The sequence below is a fragment of the Blautia sp. MSK.20.85 genome (assembly GCF_013317245.1).
Lineage (GTDB): Bacteria > Bacillota > Clostridia > Lachnospirales > Lachnospiraceae > Blautia_A.
The window spans coordinates 1-360 of record NZ_JAAIUN010000118.1; the positions used below are offsets into that span (position 1 = coordinate 1).

1 protein-coding gene is annotated in these 360 nt (G+C 43.3%); it reads left to right on the forward strand.

Going from position 1 to position 360, the window contains the following annotated elements; all coding sequences use genetic code 11:
• Nucleotides 1-360 (forward strand): prealbumin-like fold domain-containing protein (locus G5B12_RS17170; RefSeq protein WP_174088988.1); only part of this gene is annotated, 360 nt, incomplete at both ends.

Genomic DNA, 360 nt, shown 5'->3' on the forward strand with positions numbered 1-360 from the left:
GTGACACTTTTGGATCATGTAAAAGGTACCGTGGAGCATCTTTTTGAGTATGTAACCGGAAGCCTTTCAGATGTGGCTTTCGATGTATTTGCTGCGGAAGATATCAAAGCGGCAGATGGTGTCAGTGAAGATTATTTCAAAGCAGATGAAAAAGTAGGAACCATTACCACAGATTCCAATGGTATTGCACAGATGGGAGATCTCCCGGCTGGAAAATACTATGTGAAGGAAGTAAAAACAGCTCACGGTTATGTGCTGGACAAAGAGCCGAGATATGTTGACCTTTCCTACCGTGATCAGGACACACCAGTCATCACTTATGATGAGAAATGGCAGAATGCCCGTCAGAAAGTAAAGGTT